Below are 15,218 nucleotides of genomic sequence, written 5' to 3'. Positions count from 1 at the left end.
CGGCGGCCGGCGGGCCGCCGCACCCACGTCCTCAGCCCACCGTGCGCAGCGCCTCGGCGAGGATCGCCGCACCCTCCTCCGCCTCCGGGATGGCCAGCGAGAGCGGCGGGGCGATGCGCAGCACGCTGGTGCTGTGGCCACCGCCCTTGCCGATGAGCAGACCGCCCTCCCGGGCCGCCTCCAGCACGGCCGCGGCCGCCTCGGGGTTCGCCTCGTCCGTGCCCGGCTTCACCAGCTCGATGCCGATCATCAGGCCGCGCCCGCGCACCTCCCGTACGCACTCCGAGCCCGCGCCGATCGCACGCAGTCGCTCGATGAGCAGACCGCCGACGCGGCGGGCGTTGCCCTGGAGGTCGTGTTCGAGGAGGTACGAGAGGTTGGCGAGACCTGCGGCCATCGTGACCGGGGAGCCGCCGAACGTCGAAATGGAGTTGGCGTCCAGGCAGTTCATGACGTCGGCACGGGCGACGACACCGCCGATCGACATGCCGTTGCCGATGCCCTTGGCGAACGTGAGAATGTCCGGCGGGCCGTTCCGCCCGTGCGCCTGCCAGCCCCAGAAGTGTTCGCCGGAGCGTCCCCAGCCGGTCTGCACCTCGTCGGAGATCCACAGGATGCCGTGCCGGTTCAGGACTTCGCGGAACGCCGCGTACAGGCCGTCGGGGGGTGAGGTGAACCCGCCCACGCCCTGGATGGGTTCGGCGATCAGCGCGGCGGGCGCCCTGGTGTGGCCGAGCAGGTCCTCCAGGTCCGCGACACAGGCGGCGATGAACTCCCCGTCGCCCAGGTGCGCGTACGGTCCGAGGGTGCGGACACCCCCGTGCACGTACAGGGTCTGGAGCGGCGACAGACTGGTGGGCGACCAGGCGTTGTTGCCGGTGATGGAGACCGCGGAGAAGGACCTGCCGTGGTAGCTGTTGCGCATCGCGAGGATCTGGTTCGACCTGCGGTACGTGGTGGCGAGCAGTAGCGCCGTGTCGTTGGCCTCGGTGCCGGAGGTCGTGAAGAAGACCCGGGCGTCCGGGATGCCGGAGAGCGTGGCGACGCGCTCGGCGAGTTCGACCATCGGCCGGTTCAGATAGAGCGTGGAGGAGTGGATCATCCGCCCGGCCTGCTCACTCACCGCCTTGGTGACCTCTGGTAGTGCGTGGGCGGTCATCGTGGTGAGAATGCCGCCGAAGAAGTCGAGGTAGCGGTTGCCGTCCGCGTCCCAGACATGACGGCCCTCACCGTGGGTGATCTCCAACGGGTGCCGGTAGTAGAGCGCCAGCCACTCGGGGCTGACGGCGAGGTGTCGGTGGTGCAGGCTGCTCACGGCTCGACCAGTCCCTCGTACGCGTCGGGGCGGCGGTCCCGGTAGAAGGCCCACTGCTGACGGACCTCCTCGATGAGTCCGAAGTCCAGGTCCCGGACGAGGAGTTCCTCCGCCTTGTCGCTGGCGACCTCACCGACGAACTGGCCCCGCGGGTCGACGAAGTAGCTGGTTCCGTAGAAGTCGTTGTCGCCGTACTCCTCCTGGCCGACACGGTTGATCGCGGCGATGAAGTACTCGTTGGCGACGGCTGACGCGGGCTGTTCCAGCTGCCAGAGGTAGCTGGACAGGCCGCGTGAGGTCGCGGACGGGTTGTACACCAACTGGGCTCCGTTGAGTCCGAGTTGACGCCACCCCTCGGGGAAGTGCCGGTCGTAGCAGATGTAGACGCCGACCTTGCCGACGGCCGTGTCGAAGACCGGCCAGCCGACGTTCCCGGGCTTGAAGTAGTACTTCTCCCAGAATCCCCTGACCTGCGGGATGTGGTGCTTGCGGTACTTGCCGAGATACGAGCCATCGGCATCGATCACGGCGGCGGTGTTGTAGTAGAAGCCGGACTGCTCGACCTCGAAGACCGGGACGACGATCACCATGCCGGTCTCGCGGGCCAGCTCCCGCATCCGCTGCACGGTCGGGCCGTCGGGCACGGCCTCCGCCCAGCGGTAGTGCTCGGGCTCCTGCACCTGGCAGAAGTAGGGGGCGTTGAACACCTCCTGAAAGCCGATGATCTGCGCCCCCTGCCGGGCGGCCTCACGAGCGTGTTCCTCGTGCTTGGCGATCATGGATTCGGTGTCGCCGGTCCAGGTCGCCTGGACGAGTGCGGCGCGTACGACTTGGGACATGAGCTGCTCCTTCGACGCGGCGTCAGAGAGCCTCTTCGCGTTTCTACGCCCGTAGACACGTGCGTAGAGGAGAACGTAAGCCCCGTCACACAGCGGGGCAAGACCATCGCCGTGAACCAGCGGAGTCGATCATGTTTCACACCCATGCGGTCCAGTGACCGGGCTCGGCCGGATGGCGCTATCCGATACCCGCCACCCGCAGCGCATGCTCCACGTCCCGCTCCCGCGCCTCGGACACCGTCCGGGCCGCCGCCAGCAGCTGCGGTACGAGGTGGCGCGGGTCGCTCTCCGCGATCCTGGCCGCGTCCTGCGCCGTCCGCACCCGGACGAAGGCACCGAGCAGCGCCTGTGCCTGGGCGCCCCGGCCTGCCCGGTCCAGGGCGACCACCGCATCGGCGATCTCGGCGGCCGGCCGCGCCACTCCCTGACGCAGCAACTGCCCGCAGTCCTCCGGGCGTCCCGCCGCGGCCAGTGCGTCCGCCGCGGCCGCGAGCTCGGCCGGCGGCAGCGAGGAAACCTCCCACAGGAGGGTCGACCAGTCCACTCCGAGCCCCGCCCGGTGGAGTTCGACGGCGAGGACCGGCAGCAGCTCCGCGGGCCGGCCCGCCGCCTCGCAGAGCACGCCGTGCGCCTCACCGCTTCGGCCCTCCGCCCGGAGCCGGACCAGGGTCGCGACCGTGGCCCGCGCGGAATGGAGCGCGGCCGGGTCCTGGACGGCGCCGGCATGCGTGGCCGGGCCGCCGTCCGCGCCCGGGGCGCCGCCGAACCGGGCTCCGCGGGGCTGGGCGGCCGCCATGGGCAGGACGGGCGCGGCGGCCACCGCACCCTCGTCCTCGGCCTCCAGCCCGGCGAAACGCGCGCCCCGCGGCTTTTTGCGCGGCGGCTTGCCCGCGGGGGCCGACGACGGCTCGGGGGGCCTGTGCGCCGCCGGGGACTGCCGAGCGGAGACGGGGCCGGGCGCACCGGCCGCGGACTCCGGTTCGGTCCCGGGCTCCGGTGCGGCGGCGGACCCCCGTGAGGCGGCGGACTGCCGTGCAGCCCTGGATGGTGCGGCCCCGAGCCCGGGTACGCGCCAGGGTGCGGACGTGGGCGTGGGCGTGGGCGTGGGCGTCGGCGTGGGTGCGGGCGCGGGCGCGGGCGCGGGCGCGGGTGCGGGTTCCCCTTCCGTGCGGAACCAGCCCGCCGGTACCGCCACCGCTGCCAGCCTCCTGCGCAGCTCCGTGCAGCGGGCCGACGCCCGGGCGTGGTCGTCGCGGGCCCAGGCGACCGCCTCCGCGCCCCTCTCGCCCGCCTCGCCGCCTGTTCGGGCGGCGCTCAGCCGCTGGGCCGCGTTCGCCTGTTCCCGCAGCATCAGCTCCAGCCGGTCCACCAGCTGCTGCCGCCCGCCGGGGCGCCTGTCGTGGGCGACGGCGGAGGCCGCGTAGAGCTCGGCCGCGTGCACCGACTCGCGCTCCGCGAACGCCGTGCCGCGTACCGACGCCAGGTCCGCGAAGAGCGACTCCATGACATCCCAGGGCGGGATCTCGGTGCCCGCAAGACAGGCCCGCATCCCTTCCGGATCACGCCGGCAGAAGACTCCGTACCAACCCCGCGAGGGGTCGAGCAGCGCTGCCATCTCTCGCAGATGGCGCGCGAACTCCCCTATGGACACAGCATGCTGATGCACCGTCATCGTCGCCCTCGGCCGCCGTCGTCTGGAACCTTCCAGTCCGCAGGCATTCGACCGCAGTAGTGTTACGGGGCGGCTACGCGCACTTTTCGGCCCGGGTGCGAGAGGCGCGGGAAGGGGCTGCGCGCGCCCCCTCGGCGACCGGCCCGGGACTCAGAAGGTGATGGCGATCCCGGTGTGCGGCCGCTTGCCGAGCCTGGCGATCATCGCCGGGTAGTCGAGCAGCCAGTACTTCCAGGTGTACTTGCGGCCGATGGCCCTGCGCACAGCGGCAGTACCCCGCTCGTCGAGCAGCCTGCCGGTCCCCTCGGCGCTCGGGGCACCCTCCGCGATCCGTCCGCGCGCGTCGCAGACGGTGACGCGGACACGGCTGTCGTTGCGCAGCCGCTTGACCTTCCATGAATCGCTCTTGGTCCATACGAACAGCTCGTCCCCGTCGACCGCGGCCCACACCGGCGTGGCGACGGGTGTGCCGTCCTTCCGGTACGTGGTGAGGCTGACGTACTCGCTGCGGGCGAAGTCCTGAAGGCTCATGACCCAACCCTACGCAGGGGCCACTACCCCTCTTCAGCTACCCGGCGAGCGGGACGGTGTCCGGCTCCGGGGCACACCGCGGGAGCAGCTCGTCCATGGAGAGTCCGAGCGCCCCGGCGAGTGCCGCGACCGTGAAGAAGGCAGGGGTCGGCGCGCGACCGGTCTCGATCTTGCGGAGTGTCTCGGCCGAGATTCCGGCGCATCCCGCGATGTCGGCCATGCTGCGGCGGCCGCGTGCCTCACGGAGCAGCCGGCCGAGCCGTTCGCCGCGGAGGCGCTCTTCAGGGGTGAGAGGAGTTCGAACCATGCCGTCATTCTAATACCGCTCAGACCGGTATAGTAATTGGCATGGTGCAGCTCAAGACAGACACATCCATCGAAGCCATGCGCGAGGCCGGCCGAGTCGTGGCGCAGTTGCTGACGGCGGCGCGCGAGGCGGCGGCCGTAGGCGTCTCGCTCCGCGAGCTCGACGAGGTGGCCCACGGGGTCCTTCGCGAGGCCGGCGCCGGATCGCCGTTCCTGAACTACCGGCCGCACTTCGCGCCGACGCCCTTCCCCGGCGTGATCTGCGCATCGGTGAACGACGCGATCGTGCACGGAATCCCGAACGATCTTCGGCTGCGCGACGGCGATCTGGTGAGCATCGACGCGGGCGCGACACTCGACGGCTGGTGCGGGGACTCCGCGATCAGCTTCATCGTCGGCCGCCCCCGGCCGGCGGACACCCGTCTCGTCGAAACGGCCTTCGAGGCCTTGGAGGCGGGCATCGCGGCAGCCGTCGTCGGCAACCGGATCGGCGACATCGCGCACGCGATCGGCACGGTCTGCCGTACGGCCGGCTACGGCATCCCGGAGGGATTCGGCGGCCACGGCATCGGCCGGTCCATGCACGAGGACCCGGGCGTCCCCAACGAGGGACGGCCCGGCCGCGGCATGCCGCTGCGGCACGGCATGGTGCTGGCCATCGAGCCGATGCTGATCGGCAGCGGCCGGGACGAGTTCCATCCGGACCGGGACGGCTGGACCCTGCGTACGAACGACGGCAGCCGGGCCGCACACGCAGAGCACACGGTGGCCATCACGGACGACGGCCCCCGGATCCTGACCGCCCTCTGACACCTTCCGGCCGGCCGCGTCCTGGTCAGTTGATCCGCAGGAACTCCTTGGCGAGGGCCTCCCCGGCGGTCACCGCCGCACCGTGGCTCTCGATCGGTGCGACGACGGAGTCCTTGAACAGGATGTACGTGACGCCGGACTCGGCACCACCGGACTTCGGGTCCGGGTCGATGCCGAGCGCCTCGGCGGTGGCGTACGAGGCCTCACCGATGATCCCGGCGGGTCCGGTGTCGCCGACCACGGTGTACTCCACCTTGCCCGCGTGAATGACGGCGGCGACACTGCCGCCCTTGATCCCGGCGGTGCTGAAGTCCCACACCGAGCTACGGCTCGGCACCACGACATAGGGGAGCTCCGCCGCGTCGAGCGGCCGGTCGCCGGAGGTGTGGAACGCGGTGTCGCCCTGGAACGACGGGTCGGTGTCCGCGTTGCAGGCCTTGGTCACCTCACCATCACAGTCGATGTCGAGGTCGGCCTTCCAGAACACCGCGCCGTTCATGCCGCACACCGGCACGGAGGGCGAAGCCCCCTCGTCCGTACGGTAGAAACCGTTCGAGATCTGCTTGCAGGCCGAAACCTTGGCCAGCAGCTCGGCCGCACCGACAGAACCTTCCCTCACGTCAGCGGGGACCGGAGTGGGGGCGGGCGAGGCGGCGTCGGAGGGGTCCTCGCCGGGTGCCGGACGGCTGTAGGCGGCGGAGGCAAGGCGCACCGGAGCGGAATACGCCTTCCGAGCCGGCATGTCCGCATCGGAGCGGAAGACCGTGCCGCCCCGGGCGGCGGGCGTCAGGGATCCGGACGCGAGCAGGGCGGCGCCGGAGACCGTGGCGAGGGCAAGCGTTCGCATACGCACCGTGGGGGTGCCTTTCCGTGAGGAGTCTTTCCCTTGCTGACATCAGCCAAGACGCCCCCCGGCATGCCCCCGTCGAGGCCGCGGGGCCGGCCCGACGCGCATCTCCCCGCGTCCGGCCGACCCCGCCCGTACAACTACTGACACACAGTCAGGTTTATCCGGCCGGCCTCACCACCATGGCCGAACCGCCGCCACGCCGCTCCGTCTCGGCGGCTGCGAGCCACCGCCCGTCCGGCAGCCGCTGCACGCCCGTCGCCGCCCCGATCTCCGGGTTGAGCTTGAAGACGTGGCCCAGGGCCTCCAGTTGTGTGCGTTCCGGGCTGTTCCACAGCCCCGGTTCGAGCTCCGTCGCCGCCGCGTTGCGCTGGCTGGCACGGGGCGCCGCGATGGCGTCCACCAGCGGAAGTCCCCGGTCGACCACGCCGATCAGGGACTGGAGCACGGTCGTGATGATCGTGGCGCCGCCCGGCGACCCCAGGGCCAGCACCGGCTTCCCGTGCTTGAGCACGATGGTCGGGGAGATCGACGACCTCGGCCGCTTGCCCGGACCGGGCAGGTTCGGGTCGTGGACGGCCGGGTTGGCCGGCGCGAACGAGAAGTCCGTCAGCTCGTTGTTGAGCAGGAAGCCGCGCCCCGGCACCGTGATGCCGCTGCCACCGGTCTGCTCGATCGTCAGGGTGTACGCGACGACGTTGCCCCACTTGTCGGCGGTCGTGAGGTGCGTGGTGTTCTCGCCCTCGTACGTCGTCGGGGCAGCCGTCCCGGCGGCGGCGCAGTCGGCGGGGTGGCGCGGGTCCCCCGGGGCGAGCGGGCTGGCGAGCACCGCGTCGTCCTTGATCAGGCACTCCCGCGAGTCGGCGAACCGCTGGCTGAGCAGTTCCTTCGTCGGCACGTCCTCGAACGCCGGGTCGCCGACCCATCGCCCGCGGTCGGCGAAGGCGATGCGGCTCGCCTCGATGTAGCGGTGCAGGTACTGCGCCTGGCTCGCCTTCGAAAGGTCGGTGGACTCAAGGATGTTGAGGGCCTCACCCACCGACGTACCACCCGACGAGGACGGCGCCATGCCGTAGACGTCGAGCCCGCGATAGTCGGCCTTCGTGGGTGCCTGCCGCAGCGCCCGGTAGGAGCGCAGGTCCTTCGTGGTGAGATCGCCGGCACGGACCACCCGGGCCGACGCGGGGTCGACGGGGGGATTGCGTACGGTCCGCACGATGTCCTCGGCCAGCTTGCCCCGGTAGAGCGTGTCGACTCCCTTGCGGCCGACCTCCTCGTACGTACGCGCAAGGTCGGGGTTCTTGAAGACCGAGCCGACCACCGGGAGGCCGCCGCCCGGCAGGAAGAGTTTCCGGGTGGCGGGGAAGTCGGCGAACCTGGCCTGGTTGCCCTCCGTCTGCGAGCGGAACGTACCGTCGACGACGAAGCCGTCCCTGGCCAGGCGCTCGGCCGGCTTCAGTACCTGCCGGAGCGACTTGCTGCCCCAGGCGTCGAGCGCGGCGTCCCAGGTGGCGGGGGTTCCGGGCGTGCCGACGCCGAGGCCGCTGGTGACGGCGGACTCGAACGCGAGGGGCTTTCCGTTCTCGAGGAAGAGCGAGGAGTCGGCGCTGCGCGGCGCGGTCTCCCGGCCGTCGATCGTCTCCACCGTGCGGGTGCGGGCGTCGTAGTGGACGAAGTAACCACCGCCGCCCAGCCCCGCCGAGTAGGGCTCGGTCACCCCGAGGGCCGCCGCGGTCGCGACGGCCGCGTCCACCGCGTTGCCGCCCTTGCGGAGCACCTCGATGCCCGCGGCCGACGCGTCGGCGTCGACGCTGGAGACCGCTCCCCCGTATCCCACCGCGACGGGGGATTTGAGCGGCGGCGCGGTCGGCGGAGCGGACGAGGACGGGGCGGCCGCCCCGACCGACACCACGGCGGCGAGAACACCTAACAACGACACATTCCGCGCAACGGAACGCCTCATGCGCACCTCCAGTAAAGGAAATCTCCGCGCAGGGTAACGCCGCTCCGGCCGCCCCGTCAGGACCGCCTCGAACTTGAGGCCGAATGCCCGCTAACATGCCCGCCCATGACTGACGACGTACGCAACATCGTGCTGGGCGTGATAGCCGCAGGCATCAGCGCCGCCCTCGGCTGGCTCGCACGCACCTATCTCTGGCGCCGCAAGCTCCGCCGCAAGCAGGCGTTCTTCGGGCTGCCGGGGAACTCGGAGTGCCTGCTCGTCGTCAACCGCGATGCGGGCGGTGACGGCGCCGTCCACCGGCACGACGTCTTCGCACTGCTCGAACTCTCCGCGCTGATCAAGGACTGCTCGGCGCATGCCCAGATCCTGTCCCACGACGTCTCCCAGCAGGGATTCGGCGAACGGACCGAGTTCTGCGTCGGCGGGCCCGTCTCCAACCGCCGCATGGCCGCCCACCTGCACTCACTGCTGCCTGGCGTGAAGGTCAACACGGACGCCGAGCCCGGCCCGGACCGCAACGCCTTCCAGATCGGTTCGGAGCGCTACCGGGTGGAGAAGGGCATAGCCGAGTACGTGCTCCTCGCGCGCCTGACGGCTGGTCAGGATGCCCGTCCGGTCTTCCTGTTCTGCGGACAGCAGGCGATCACCAACCAGGCGGCGTCCCGCTATTTGGCCCGGAACCACGATCGCCTGGCCCGCAAGCACGGCAACAACACCTTCTGCCTGCTGCTGAAGGTGGTCAACTCGCAGGCGTACGGCCCCGATGTGGTGGAACTGGTCTCAGACGTGACCCGCGCCGCACAGGCCCCCGCCCCCGCGCCGCGGACCTCGCACCGCGCCGGCGGCTGACAGCGGAACTCCGAGTGCCTGCTCGTCGGCCGGCGGCGGCAACGCGGGCTGGACCAGGGCCGGAAGCGCCTGCCGGCTCGGTGTGATGCAACGCCATCGGGTGCCGGTCCCGCGGCGGTGAGCGGCCGGAAGCCGGCCAAGGTGGCGAAGGCACGCGCTGGACAGGCCGATCACCGATCGGCAGACAAGCACGCGAAGCTCCCGGCAGGCGGTGGGTCTGCGTCGTGAAACCCGTCTACCAGGAGCTTCGCCGTTCGCCTCGGGCATGGCGCCCCAACCGCCCAGCCCGACAACCGGGTTGAAGAGACCTCAGCGTCCGTCGAGGCCGGGGAGCCCATCGCCGACGCCGACCCGTTTCGTGCTGAGGGCTTCCTTGAACAGGGTCCTCGTTCCACTCGCGGGACTGCGCGGGAAGAGGCCGATCACGGGCGGACCCAGCATGACCGGCCCCACGCGACCACCGTCGCGGAGCCCCAGGAAGTCCCCCGCCGCCACGGCCGTCCCGACCGGACACATGACGCCCCGCATCGCACCGAAAGTGGCTTCGAAAGATTTCGAGGATTCAGAAGCCCAAGCATCGCGGGATCGGTGAAATTCCGACTTCCCTCTCTCAGCGTTTCACCCGCACCCGCATTGACCAGCGCAGCAGGGATTCATGGTGTCACCCGAGTTTCGGAAACGTTACGGAAACCGTTGACAACTCCCTTGCCAGGCCCGACTGTTGTGACGCCCGCCGGCCGTGCATGCGATGCGCACGACCGGGCTGTGTCACCCCATCGATGAACGCCGACGTGTGCTCGGCGTTTCTTTTGGTCACAGACCGCGCTAATCGCGAGGAGGAAACAACGCATGAGCGACACCTCCCACAACTCCGACCCACGTCAGATCAGCCGCCGGAAACTCGTCTTCGGCAGTGCCGGGGCGCTGGTGGCGGCCGGGACAGCAGGACTACTGCTGCCCGGCACGGCGCGCGCCGCAACGGTCCTCAACAGCAACGCGACCGGTACGTACAACGGCTACTACTACTCCTTCTGGACCGACACCCCGGGCTCCGTCAGCATGACGCTGTCGGACACCGCCGGCTCGTACAGCAGCCAGTGGAGCAACGCCAACAACTGGGTCGGCGGTCTCGGCTGGAGCAACGGCAGCCGCCGGGCCGTCACCTACTCCGGTGCGTTCAACCCGGGCAGCAACGGCTACCTGGCGCTGTACGGGTGGACCGCCAACCCGCTGGTCGAGTACTACATCGTGGAGAACTTCGGCCCGTACAACCCCGGTTCCGCCGGCACGAAGCGCGGCACGGTCACCGATGACGGCGGTACGTACGACATCTACGAGTCCACCCGGACCAACCAGCCCTCCGTGGAGGGCACCAAGACCTTCCAGCAGTACTGGAGCATCCGGCAGAGCAAGCGCAGCTCCGGCACCATCAACACCGGCACGCACTTCGACGCCTGGCAAGCGGCCGGGATGCCGATGGGGGCGTTCAACTACTACATGATCATGGCCACGGAGGGCTACCAGAGCACCGGCAGCTCCAGCGTCAGCCTGGGCGGCGGCGGGACGGCGCCCACCACTCCGCCTCCGGGCGGGAGTACCACTCCTCCTCCGGAGACGGGTGCCTGCACCGCCACCTACCGAACCACCAGTTCGTGGAGCGACGGCTTCAACGGCGAGGTGACCATCAAGGCGGGCAGCAGCGGCATCACCGACTGGAAGGTGCCGGTGACGCTGGCCGGCGGTCAGACGGTCACCTCGCTCTGGAACGGCACCTCCAGCCGGAACGGCAACGTTCTGACCGTGACCCCGGTCGGTTACAACGGCACCCTGAGCGCGGGGCAGTCGACGTCGTTCGGCTTCACCGTGAGCGGACCCAGCAGCCCGTCCCCGTCGGTCGGCAGCTGCAGCGTGGGCTGACCCAGGCGTCCCGCGTACCCACACGCTTCGGCGCGGTGCCCGATGGGGCACCGCGCCGTTGCCTGTCCTGGGGCCTGGTGAGCCACTCGGACACGACGCCGGTCAGGGTGACCGGGGCGGTGACGATGGCGGCGGTGGCGATCGCGGCGGCATCGAAACGCAGCCGGTCAGCGATGCAAATGCGTCCTCCTGCTGGACGTACCGCAACGGACCAACAGGCGGTTCCTCCGGCACCACCGGAGTTGCGGACGTCTGCCCGGGCTCCTGACAGACCGGAGGAACCGCCTTCAAGGCCCCTGCCGAGCGAGGGGTGACCGTTTCGCCACCTCTTGCATCGCCGGGGCAGCAAGGGGGCGGGGCGAAAGGGCCGCCTACTGCTCGTCGCTGAACTGCGGGTCCTTCTTCTGGTTGTAGATCTCCTTGCCGGATGCGTTGTAGGCATGGACGTAGGGGCTGGGGCCCGCATAGCGCGGGTCGGGGTCATCCGTGGAGAGGGCCGCTGCGTAGACGAACGCGCCGCCCGCCATGACCGCCGGGTACTGCTTCGGGTTGTCGCCGTAGCTGACGGTGATCTTGGCAATGTCGGATGTGTAGTGCCCGGCACCCAGCAAGAGGTATTTCCCCTTACCTGCGGGCTCACTGGTGGAGTCGAAGTACTCGACCATGTGACCGGTGCCCCACAGGCGATCGTTGATGAACGTGGGCGGGGAGTCCGGGCTGTTGCCCTTGTCGCCCTTCGACTCGCACTGCACGTACTGACCGGCGGAGTCGACGGCGACGACCACGCCGTCCCCGTTCTGCGAGGCGATGGGTGCGCGGACCGCGACCACCGCGTGGAATCGCGATGCGTCCGGGCCCAGGCAGGAGGCCAGGATCTTGGCGACGGTCCCGGCGTCGATCGGGGTCGTCGTCCGGCTGGTGATCGAGAATTCCTTCGGGGCGGAACTCGCGCGAGCCGAGGACGACGACGAGCCGGCTCCGCCCGACGTGGAGCCGTGAGCTGTGCTCGGACTCGGTGACGCGGCGGCGCCCGACGGGTTTCCGGCGGGGTCGGCGAGAAGCGGCTCGGCATCCCCTATCCCGCTGAAGACGGCCACGGCCGCGACGCTCATCGCCGCAACGCCGGTGGCGACGCCCAGCGGCACACCCCACCTGCGTCGCAGTGAAGCACGGTTGGTCTCTGGGTCGATATTCATCAGTAGCTCCTCTCGGGTCCGCCGGTGGTTCGGCAGATCACGATCGGAAGGAGCCGCAGGAATGCCCTGCGTGTGATTCATCGTGCGACCTCTTCCGCGTTGACGGGATTCATCGAACTGAACGACGCGGGAACCGCGGCTCCGCAAAGGAGGTCGGCCCCCAGTCTCCGCCGCGCACGGTGCAGTCTGGACTTCACGGTTCCGACCGCCACCCCCAGCGTTGCCGCAGCTGCCTGCTGATCCAGGCCCGACCACATGCAGAGCTCGACGACGTCGCGTTCGTGGCGCGGCAGCCGAGCCAACGCCCGGTGGATTTCCGACATGCGACGCTCGTCGTCGACCAGGCCGGCGACGCGATCCGCATGGTCGCCCACCGGCTCGTCATGCGAGACGAGCCGACGCAGCAACGCCTCGGCCCGCCTCAGCCGCCGTCTGGTGTTCGACAGCAGGCGGTCTGCGATGCCCAGCAGCCACGGCAGTGCCGAGTCACGGTCCAGCACCGTCTCCGACCGCCGTCGCCAGGCGTGCAAGAACACGGTCGACGTGAGGTCCTCAGCTTCGGACCAGTCGGCCGTGCGCCGGAACAGGTGGTTGTAGACGGTCTTCCCATGACGGTCGAAGATCCGGCCGAACGCCTCCCGGTCGCCGTCGACGGCCCTCGCCCACAGCTCACGGTCAGATATCCCTCCGACCGCTACGGCGGGACCAGCGTCGTTCAGTTCCATGCTCTATACGTGTCCGGCAACCGGCCGAAGGTTCCCACTGAGTCAGCTCCGTTTCTACGGGCCGCTCCGGCCCTGCTGCGAAGGGGTCAGCGTCGGGCACCGCGCGGGCGAACCCATCCATGGATGCGGGAGGGTTTTGGTGGATCGCTGATCAGAGGCTCGAGCACCGAACCTGGCGCGGGGAAGGCAGTCTCCATAGTGTGAAGGCGTCGGTCCGGTTCGCCGGTCGCGGGTGTGACGTGACGTCATGTCCCGGCTTGGGTCCAGTGCTCCATGGACGACGGCTCATGTGCCACGTGCGGTGCCCGAGTGGGGGCGGCCTGCTTGACGAGGCGCCGTGGAGATCCCCCGGCCCCGGACCGCCCGCTCGCCGGTACCGATCGAGGGCACGCTCGCCACGCAGGCCCGCACGTTGCGGAGTCACCTACCTCGTGGGCCTGTTCAGATGCAGATCGGCCTGTTCAGATGCAGATCACGATCTTTCCCCGGGTGCGTCCGCGCTCGGCGTGCGCGTGGGCGTCGGCGATCCGCTCCAGGGGGTAGGCCTGTTCGATACGAGGTGTGTAGCGGCCTTGCCCGCCCAGTTCCGCCGCCGCGGACAGGAGGGTGGAGTCGTTCTCCGCGTTGACCACATGCGTGCCCAGGCGCTGCCCGCCCGCGTGGTCGGCGACCGTCGCGACGCGCTTCGGGTCACCTGTGATCGCGACGAGATCGTCCAGGGAACCGGAGGCCGCGGTGTCGAGCACGATGTCGACGCCGTGCGGAGCGAGAGTGGTGAGGCGCTGTGCGAGGCCGGGGCCGTAGGTGGTGGGAACGGCGCCGAGTGCGGTGAGGAACTCGTGGTTGCGTTCACTGGCTGTCCCGATCACAGTGGCACCTTGCGCTACCGCGATCTCGACAGCCGCGCTGCCCACGCCTCCGGCGGCGCCCTCGACAAGAAGGGTGCGCCCCGCGAGGGAGCCGAGCGCGTTCAGTCCACCCATCGCGGTCACTGACGCGAGACCGGCACCAGCGGCCTGCTCGTCGTTCCACGTGGCGGGGGTGTGCGCCCAGGCCGAGAGGATGAGCAGCTCCGCGGTCGCCCCGGTGACACCGCCCAGTCCGAAGACCCGGTCGCCGATGCTCATCCCCTGCACCCCGTCGCCGATCTCGTCGACCACACCGGCGCCGTCGCGCCCGGGAATGGCGGGCAGCTCCAGGGGAATCAGCTGCTGCAGGGCGCCGGCGCGCAACTTCCAGTCGATGGGATTGACACTGGCCGCCGCGACGCGGACACGGATCTCACCGGGTCCGGGGTGGGGGTCGGGGGCCTGCTCGATCACCAGGCTCTCCACTCCGCCGTATTCGTGGAACCGGGCTGCGCGCATAATGGTCTGCCTTACTTCGACGGGCCGGAATGACGTGTTCATCCGACGCTCGTCACTCTAGAACCTGACGTTGACGTGAGGTGCAAGCCGCGACTTCCGCCCGGCCGGAGGAAGGCAGGCGCGGATGGGTGACGTTGCCGAGCAGGCGGGGGTGAGCGTGGGGCCTGCGCCACTACGAGGGATCTCGGCGCCGGCAACGGTTCGATCGACCTCAGGGCTCGCCCGGGAGCCGGCATTGCTAGCCTGAACTTGACGTCAACGTGAGGTACGAGCGGGAAGGGAGTGCCCCGCGTCATGCGCATCGGACAGCTCGCCAGGCGGTCAGGGGTCAGCGTGCGGGCCCTGCGCTACTACGAGGAACAGCGGCTCCTGGAATCGGCGCGGACGCCCGGTGGGCAGCGCGACTATCCCGACGAAGCCCTGGAGCGGGTCCAGCTCATCCAGGACCTCTTCGCGGCCGGCCTCTCCAGCCGTACCGTCGTCGACCTCCTGCCGTGCGTGAGCACCGGCGTCGCGACCCCCGCCATGCTCGACCAGCTCATCATCGAACGCGACCGCATCGCCGCACGCATCCAGGACCTGACCCGGGCCAGGACCAGACTCGGCCGCGTGATCGAGAATGTGACCGCGGCGAACGTGGCGCAGGACTGATCAACCCGTTGCGAGGGGTGGGGCCCCGAGCTGTCCGGCATCTGCCGGGCGCCGGCCGGCCACGGGAAACCCCGGGCGTATCCGGGTGCCGCCGAAACAGCGTTCGTCACTCTCGCTACCCCGGACACACGCCGGGCAGCGGTGGGCAGGGCAGGCCGCGACTGACCACGGTGCCGGCACACCGCAGGCACACCGCAGGACCGGTCAGCCGCAACCTCTCCGACCGGACG

The 15,218-nt window shown here is 70.2% G+C and carries 14 protein-coding genes; 4 read left to right on the top strand and 10 right to left on the bottom strand.

The genetic code is table 11. The annotated features are described in order from the left end of the window. Positions 1-31 precede the first annotated feature (31 nt). From ACIOEW_RS07110 to ACIOEW_RS07090, 5 genes are all read right to left on the bottom strand, one after another. On the bottom strand, positions 32-1,315 hold the full coding sequence (locus tag ACIOEW_RS07110) for an aspartate aminotransferase family protein (protein WP_401962089.1): 1,284 nt from the start codon (positions 1,313-1,315) through the stop codon (positions 32-34). Next, positions 1,312-2,154 (bottom strand): nitrilase-related carbon-nitrogen hydrolase, encoded by an 843-nt coding sequence (locus tag ACIOEW_RS07105; RefSeq protein WP_362554189.1) that lies wholly within the window; start codon positions 2,152-2,154, stop codon positions 1,312-1,314. Before ACIOEW_RS07105 ends, ACIOEW_RS07110 begins: the two co-directional genes overlap by 4 nt. A 178-nt stretch (positions 2,155-2,332) precedes the next feature. Then, complete coding sequence (locus ACIOEW_RS07100) at positions 2,333-3,826, bottom strand: hypothetical protein (RefSeq protein WP_401962087.1); 1,494 nt, start codon at positions 3,824-3,826, stop codon at positions 2,333-2,335. Positions 3,827-3,976: 150 nt separating this feature from the next. Next, positions 3,977-4,357, bottom strand: coding sequence for a PPOX class F420-dependent oxidoreductase (locus tag ACIOEW_RS07095; protein ID WP_401962085.1), 381 nt, complete (start codon positions 4,355-4,357; stop codon positions 3,977-3,979). A gap of 37 nt (positions 4,358-4,394) precedes the next feature. After that, positions 4,395-4,664 (bottom strand): helix-turn-helix transcriptional regulator, encoded by a 270-nt coding sequence (locus ACIOEW_RS07090; protein WP_327707960.1) that lies wholly within the window; start codon positions 4,662-4,664, stop codon positions 4,395-4,397. 41 nt (positions 4,665-4,705) lie between these two features. Here ACIOEW_RS07090 and map point away from each other — a divergent pair, with 41 nt between their 5' ends. Continuing rightward, positions 4,706-5,473, top strand: a complete 768-nt coding sequence (gene map, locus ACIOEW_RS07085) for a type I methionyl aminopeptidase (RefSeq protein WP_362554198.1) — start codon at positions 4,706-4,708, stop codon at positions 5,471-5,473. Positions 5,474-5,498: 25 nt separating this feature from the next. Here the strand turns inward: map and ACIOEW_RS07080 are convergent, their stop codons facing one another. Both ACIOEW_RS07080 and ggt read right to left on the bottom strand, forming a co-directional pair. Further along, on the bottom strand, positions 5,499-6,326 hold the full coding sequence (locus tag ACIOEW_RS07080; RefSeq protein WP_401962083.1) for a glycoside hydrolase family 75 protein: 828 nt from the start codon (positions 6,324-6,326) through the stop codon (positions 5,499-5,501). A 154-nt stretch (positions 6,327-6,480) separates the two neighbouring features. Beyond that, positions 6,481-8,283, bottom strand: a complete 1,803-nt coding sequence (gene ggt, locus ACIOEW_RS07075) for a gamma-glutamyltransferase (protein WP_401962082.1) — start codon at positions 8,281-8,283, stop codon at positions 6,481-6,483. Between the two features lie 105 nt (positions 8,284-8,388). On the opposite strand from ggt, the gene ACIOEW_RS07070 reads away from it, so the two are divergent. Further along, entirely contained in the window at positions 8,389-9,132 is a 744-nt protein-coding gene (locus ACIOEW_RS07070) for a hypothetical protein (protein ID WP_362554207.1), read from the top strand. A gap of 849 nt (positions 9,133-9,981) precedes the next feature. After that, positions 9,982-11,049 carry a glycoside hydrolase family 11 protein gene (locus ACIOEW_RS07065; protein ID WP_401962079.1) on the top strand — a complete coding sequence of 356 codons (1,068 nt, stop codon included), beginning with the start codon at positions 9,982-9,984 and terminating at the stop codon, positions 11,047-11,049. Between the two features lie 371 nt (positions 11,050-11,420). On the opposite strand, the gene ACIOEW_RS07060 is transcribed toward ACIOEW_RS07065, so the two are convergent. The 3 genes from ACIOEW_RS07060 to ACIOEW_RS07050 form a co-directional block, all read right to left on the bottom strand. Continuing rightward, a complete protein-coding gene (locus ACIOEW_RS07060; protein ID WP_401962077.1) occupies positions 11,421-12,245 on the bottom strand; it encodes a hypothetical protein in 825 nt (274 codons plus the stop codon). Between the two features lie 77 nt (positions 12,246-12,322). Next, the gene (locus ACIOEW_RS07055; protein WP_362554215.1) at positions 12,323-12,970 is read right to left on the bottom strand and encodes an RNA polymerase sigma factor; all 648 of its coding nucleotides are present in this window, start codon (positions 12,968-12,970) and stop codon (positions 12,323-12,325) included. A gap of 461 nt (positions 12,971-13,431) precedes the next feature. Next, complete coding sequence (locus ACIOEW_RS07050) at positions 13,432-14,337, bottom strand: NADP-dependent oxidoreductase (RefSeq protein ID WP_401962954.1); 906 nt, start codon at positions 14,335-14,337, stop codon at positions 13,432-13,434. A 294-nt stretch (positions 14,338-14,631) separates the two neighbouring features. On the opposite strand from ACIOEW_RS07050, the gene ACIOEW_RS07045 reads away from it, so the two are divergent. Next, positions 14,632-14,988: a MerR family transcriptional regulator gene (locus tag ACIOEW_RS07045; protein ID WP_362554221.1), complete on the top strand. Its 357-nt coding sequence runs from the start codon at positions 14,632-14,634 to the stop codon at positions 14,986-14,988. Positions 14,989-15,218: the final 230 nt, after the last annotated feature.

This window comes from Streptomyces sp. NPDC087901 (genome assembly GCF_044742205.1).
In the GTDB taxonomy this organism is placed as follows: domain Bacteria; phylum Actinomycetota; class Actinomycetes; order Streptomycetales; family Streptomycetaceae; genus Streptomyces.
Note: the sequence above shows the minus strand (reverse complement) of the source record. Positions and strands in the feature narration are given on the sequence as shown.

Excerpts from the sequence above, each read along its gene's own strand:
- ACIOEW_RS07095 (WP_401962085.1), bottom strand. The coding sequence starts at position 4,357 with ATGAGCCTTCAGGACTTCGCCCGCAGCGAGTACGTCAGCCTCACCACG.
- ACIOEW_RS07045 (WP_362554221.1), top strand. The coding sequence starts at position 14,632 with ATGCGCATCGGACAGCTCGCCAGGCGGTCAGGGGTCAGCGTGCGGGCC.
- ACIOEW_RS07065 (WP_401962079.1), top strand. The coding sequence starts at position 9,982 with ATGAGCGACACCTCCCACAACTCCGACCCACGTCAGATCAGCCGCCGG.
- ACIOEW_RS07100 (WP_401962087.1), bottom strand. The coding sequence starts at position 3,826 with ATGACGGTGCATCAGCATGCTGTGTCCATAGGGGAGTTCGCGCGCCAT.
- ACIOEW_RS07105 (WP_362554189.1), bottom strand. The coding sequence starts at position 2,154 with ATGTCCCAAGTCGTACGCGCCGCACTCGTCCAGGCGACCTGGACCGGC.
- map (WP_362554198.1), top strand. The coding sequence starts at position 4,706 with ATGGTGCAGCTCAAGACAGACACATCCATCGAAGCCATGCGCGAGGCC.
- ACIOEW_RS07060 (WP_401962077.1), bottom strand. The coding sequence starts at position 12,245 with ATGAATATCGACCCAGAGACCAACCGTGCTTCACTGCGACGCAGGTGG.
- ACIOEW_RS07090 (WP_327707960.1), bottom strand. The coding sequence starts at position 4,664 with ATGGTTCGAACTCCTCTCACCCCTGAAGAGCGCCTCCGCGGCGAACGG.
- ACIOEW_RS07055 (WP_362554215.1), bottom strand. The coding sequence starts at position 12,970 with ATGGAACTGAACGACGCTGGTCCCGCCGTAGCGGTCGGAGGGATATCT.
- ACIOEW_RS07050 (WP_401962954.1), bottom strand. The coding sequence starts at position 14,337 with ATGCGCGCAGCCCGGTTCCACGAATACGGCGGAGTGGAGAGCCTGGTG.
- ACIOEW_RS07070 (WP_362554207.1), top strand. The coding sequence starts at position 8,389 with ATGACTGACGACGTACGCAACATCGTGCTGGGCGTGATAGCCGCAGGC.
- ggt (WP_401962082.1), bottom strand. The coding sequence starts at position 8,283 with ATGAGGCGTTCCGTTGCGCGGAATGTGTCGTTGTTAGGTGTTCTCGCC.